This window comes from Methanocalculus sp. (assembly GCF_029762515.1).
Classification (GTDB): domain Archaea; phylum Halobacteriota; class Methanomicrobia; order Methanomicrobiales; family Methanocorpusculaceae; genus Methanocalculus.
Genome location: NZ_JARVGN010000193.1, coordinates 1 through 4225, shown reverse-complemented (window position 1 = coordinate 4225; position 4225 = coordinate 1). Strand labels below are relative to the sequence as shown.

Genomic DNA, 4225 nt, shown 5'->3' with positions numbered 1-4225 from the left:
GGAGGCCGCCGGGGCCGGGAGAGAAGGAGTCGGTGACAAATCCCCCATAATGGCGGGCTTCGACAAAGACCTCGTACTCCGGGTTCGTGAGATCGACGGTAAACTCCGGGTAAAGATCAAGGATCTCTGATCCGACGAATGCCCCGAGCTCCTGGCTGGTGAAGCCCTTGACCGCCTCCCTCCGTGCCCGGACCGCAAATGAGCCCTTTGTCCTGCCAGATCTGGTCACCAGCTCCACAGCGGCAGCTGCAATCGCCTCCATCGTCGGTTCTGTCCGGGTGACGACAGATGTATCCACGACACCAAAGACACGGGCGGCTTCTGCTGCGCGAACCGGATCATCGCAGTTGATATAGAGCCGCCCCCGGTGCTCCTCCATCGTATGGGAAAGCCCCGCCGCTTCAAGCGCACGTCCGATGTTGCGGGTGAGTATCCTGATATAGTGGTGCATGACCGATTCGCTCTTCAAAAAGAGCTCCCCGTACCGCACCATCACCTGCTGCTGCATAGGTACCTCATTGGACTCAATAGCAGATGAGGGGAGCGGTAACCTCTTTAAGATTCAGGTGAGATGGTACATGAAATGGCGCGGAAGAAGAGTGAAGCAAAGAAAGAAGAGCCGATGAAGCTCTTCTATATCTTCTATAATCAGGAACGGTGGGATAACTGGCTTGTATCGCTTGCTGACGCAGACTTCGAGGGCGATGGCGAGGAGATGCCTGAAGGCTTCCGGATGCTCGAGAACTTCAGCGAGGATATCACGCTCGCTGTCCTGAAGATCATCAAGCTCTGGCAGAACGAGAGGATCACCCTTGAGGATGCGGAACAGAAGCTCGCTGAAGTAGAAGCGATTGTAATGGGGCCGGTTCCTGAGGATGAGCTTGGCGAGATCGTCGGATCGGTCCAGATCGCGATGATGGTCGTCTTCGCCTCATGCCGGAACTTCCTTGCTGGCGCAACTGAAGCCGATATCAAGGCGCTCGTGAAGGAAGGGAAGAAGGCAGCAGACAAGGATCCCGAAGAAACGCTCAGGATTGCAGCCGAGATTGGATCTGCCGTCATCGGCGGTGCTGCCTGCTGTGCACGGTACGTGAAGGATACGGATGACCCGACGATCTTTGACGAGTGGCTTGCGGCTGTCGAGAAGATGGGCGAGGCTATGAAGTCCTTAAAGAAATTCGATGAGGAAGTCGGAGAAACCTGAGTGATCGCAAGCAAAGCAAGGCTCCGTGCGGTCCGCAAGATCCAGCGGATCGCCGGGTACCGCCTGCCTGATTTCGCCTTTCATGGTGCGAACCTGGAGATGATTGATGGCGGGATCAACTACGAACAGCTCGATTCCACCCTCAGGGAACAGCTCCTCCGGTTCCAGAAGGACTTCCTTGACTGCAAGTGCAAAGGAAGGCCGCTCTGCGGATGCCCGGAGCAGAAGTTCGTCCTCATGATTATCGAGCTTAGGACGCTGGGGCTCGACCACCGCGAGATCCATGCCCATCTCCTCGATGAATATGGGATCGACCTCTTCCCCGCCGATATCCTCTCATTCCTCGAAGACGCCGTCCACCGGCTCGAGGCGATCCGGAGGGTTGCAGAGCTCGAGGGGCAGCATGAGCTCGCGAAGAAGACGGAAGACGCGATTAAGGGGATAGAGCAGTAATCTCAGATACTTAATATCCCGGTGATTAAGCTCCCGTTTTTTTGAAATAACTATTGTAGTGAGGGGTTACTATCCCCCTTCTGCTCCACCATATCTTTCACTGTCACATCCGGGTGATGGTATCGCCGCCTTCCTTTTGTCCGTCCTCCTATCTCGACTGCCTCCTGGGGGCACCAGTGGATGCAGGCATAGCACCAGGTGCAGGCGCTGCCCCAGGCAACAGCATTGTCGGTGACGGTGATATTCTCTGTCGGGCAGATCCGGGCGCAGATCCCGCATCGGTTGCAGCGATCGGTTGCATGGAGACGCCGGGTAGTGCCGTAGACGGATGTGATAAGATATCTGAAGAAGGATGCCACAACCCGGTAGGATGTTGAGTCGGATCCTTCGAGTGGGCACTCCCTTTTATCGCGGATTGCGTCTGCAATCTCAGGTATCCGCTCCCGTGCAGTTGCCAGTATTCCTTCAACCTTCTCCACCGGCTCCATCAGGTTCATTGGTCCGATGAAGTTCTCGGGCATCGTAATGGCTGCGCCAAGGGAGAGATGGGCGCCTTTTGTTTTGAGGAGAGCATCGAGGTTAAAGAGAGCGCCGCCGGGGCTCCCTCCGCAGGTGGCGACCCCAAAGAGATAGGGGTTGCCGCTTATCTGAAGCCCATGTACAAACTCCTGCACAATAGCGGGCATATCAACATAATAAATCGGGAATGCGAACCCGATTGCATCTGCCGTCTCTGCCTCCGGCGGGAGGGGGCCGTCTTTCATCGCCCGTGTGATCGGGATGATGGTCGTATCGCCAAGAGCGTCGGCAAGCTGGCGGGCAACAGCGAGGGTGTTGCCGGTGCCGGTGAAGGAATAGATAATAGTTATCATGGTATCAGCGGGGGGTTTCGGTCAGGGGTATTCTGTCAGAAGTATTCTCTCAGAGGTATTCTAAATGCAGGGATTAATTCGCCTGTATTTATTCGCATGCATTTACTCTCCTTTTCATAACAATTCGGGATAAAGATATCCACACAGGAATTCAAACGATATCCGGAGGAATATAAAAATGGCAAAACCAGACGACGCACTCACGGCATTTAATAATGGCTTCACCTGCTCTTCCGCAGTCTTCTCGGCATTTGCAGACGATCTCGGGCTCACCGGGGATCTGGCAAAGAAGATCAGTTGCGGGTTTGGCGCCGGAGTCTCACGGACAGGCAATATCTGCGGCGCCGTCTCGGGTGCCATCCTTGCAATCGGCCTGAAATACGGGAAAGCCGAAGCAGGCGATTCCGCCGCAAACGAGAAGACGCGGGCACTTGTGCGGCAGTTCATCGATGAGTTCATAGAAAAGAACGGATCAATCAACTGCACAGGGCTCCTCGGATATGATCTGAGCGAGCAGAATGAATACGATAAGGCACGGGCAGAGAACCTCTTTGCGACGAAATGTCCTGAGTACGTGAAGGATGCTGCGGCGATCCTTGAAAGACTTTTATAAATAAAACTTCATATTCATTTTATTCCTTTTAATCGCCATTAAAGCCAATTCAGGATATATAGGCAATACCACCGGACGAACGCAGATCCATATAATTTATTGTGAAAGAACAGCAACCTGTTCTGGATTGTCACCATGGATGGATCGTTCTTACCACAGTTCAATGTTCTTTTGCAACTCATATGCGTCATCATTGTTGCTGCATATCTCCTGACACAGAGCCGGATATTCCCTGAGATCCTCGATGGCAACCCGACCTTAAAAACCCGTATCATCCTCATCCTCTTCTTCGGCGGGCTCTCAGTCTATGGATCGATCTCCGGCATCGATTTCCTCGGATCTATTGTGAATGTCCGGGATCTCGGGCCAATGGTTGCCGGGCTGCTTGCCGGGCCCTGGGTTGGCATTGGGGCAGGGCTGATCGGGGCTGCCTACCGCCTGAGTATGGGCGGTATCACCATGTACTCCTGTTCAATTACCGCCATCTTCGCCGGACTCTTTGGTGGACTCATATGGATCTATTATAAGAAGAGATTTCCCGGAACAACCGTAGCTGTTGCATTTGCGGTTCTGATGGAGGTCTTCCACATGGCACTCACGCTCATGATGGTGAAGCCCTTTGATGAGGCGGTTGCCATTGTCAGCAGAGTGTATCTGCCGATGGTCCTTGCCAATGCAGCCGGAATGTTCGTCTTTGCCATGATGGTGAAAAATATCCAGAAAGAACGGAAGATACAGGCAGAACGTGATGCACTCCAGGGCGAGCTGAAGCTGAAAGTGAATGGAATGCCCTGTACTGATGATACCAGAAAGAGATAACCCACTCTTTTCTTAAAAAGATTGATTTGAAAAAGGAATTGTGTCTGGATGCAGATTGACCTGATCACAATCGGTCCGGAACTCCCAGAGCCTAGCAAATCAGAAGAGGTGTTGTTTTAATGGGCTCTAGTATTCTAAATACAATAGGATAAGTTTATAAAAATAATGAAAAGATTATCTTTATGCCTCATATGTATTTTTCTGAGCGAGAAAATGGACCATGTCCACGTGTTGTAGAAGAAATAAACTCGAACGTTTGGGGAG

General features: G+C 52.6%; 6 protein-coding genes. 4 read left to right on the top strand and 2 right to left on the bottom strand.

Annotated elements, in window-relative coordinates; genetic code table 11:
* A partial coding sequence (locus tag QCH34_RS07765; RefSeq protein ID WP_300332510.1) for a THUMP domain-containing protein occupies window positions 1–508 on the bottom strand: 508 nt, incomplete at its 3' end.
* Window positions 509–571: 63 nt separating this feature from the next.
* On the opposite strand from QCH34_RS07765, the gene QCH34_RS07760 reads away from it, so the two are divergent.
* Window positions 572–1204 (top strand): DUF2150 family protein, encoded by a 633-nt coding sequence (locus tag QCH34_RS07760; RefSeq protein WP_300332508.1) that lies wholly within the window; start codon window positions 572–574, stop codon window positions 1202–1204.
* Entirely contained in the window at window positions 1205–1657 is a 453-nt protein-coding gene (locus tag QCH34_RS07755) for a DUF5814 domain-containing protein (RefSeq protein ID WP_300332506.1), read from the top strand.
* Window positions 1658–1707: 50 nt separating this feature from the next.
* On the opposite strand, the gene QCH34_RS07750 is transcribed toward QCH34_RS07755, so the two are convergent.
* Entirely contained in the window at window positions 1708–2529 is an 822-nt protein-coding gene (locus QCH34_RS07750; protein WP_300332504.1) for an EFR1 family ferrodoxin, read from the bottom strand.
* 178 nt (window positions 2530–2707) lie between these two features.
* Between QCH34_RS07750 and QCH34_RS07745 the strand changes: the two genes are divergently transcribed.
* Window positions 2708–3142 (top strand): C-GCAxxG-C-C family protein, encoded by a 435-nt coding sequence (locus tag QCH34_RS07745; protein ID WP_300332502.1) that lies wholly within the window; start codon window positions 2708–2710, stop codon window positions 3140–3142.
* Window positions 3143–3277: 135 nt separating this feature from the next.
* A complete protein-coding gene (locus QCH34_RS07740; protein ID WP_300332500.1) occupies window positions 3278–3961 on the top strand; it encodes a LytS/YhcK type 5TM receptor domain-containing protein in 684 nt (227 codons plus the stop codon).
* Window positions 3962–4225 lie beyond the last annotated feature (264 nt).

Excerpts from the sequence above, each read along its gene's own strand:
- QCH34_RS07750 (WP_300332504.1), bottom strand. The coding sequence starts at position 2,529 with ATGATAACTATTATCTATTCCTTCACCGGCACCGGCAACACCCTCGCT.
- QCH34_RS07760 (WP_300332508.1), top strand. The coding sequence starts at position 572 with ATGGTACATGAAATGGCGCGGAAGAAGAGTGAAGCAAAGAAAGAAGAG.
- QCH34_RS07740 (WP_300332500.1), top strand. The coding sequence starts at position 3,278 with ATGGATGGATCGTTCTTACCACAGTTCAATGTTCTTTTGCAACTCATA.
- QCH34_RS07745 (WP_300332502.1), top strand. The coding sequence starts at position 2,708 with ATGGCAAAACCAGACGACGCACTCACGGCATTTAATAATGGCTTCACC.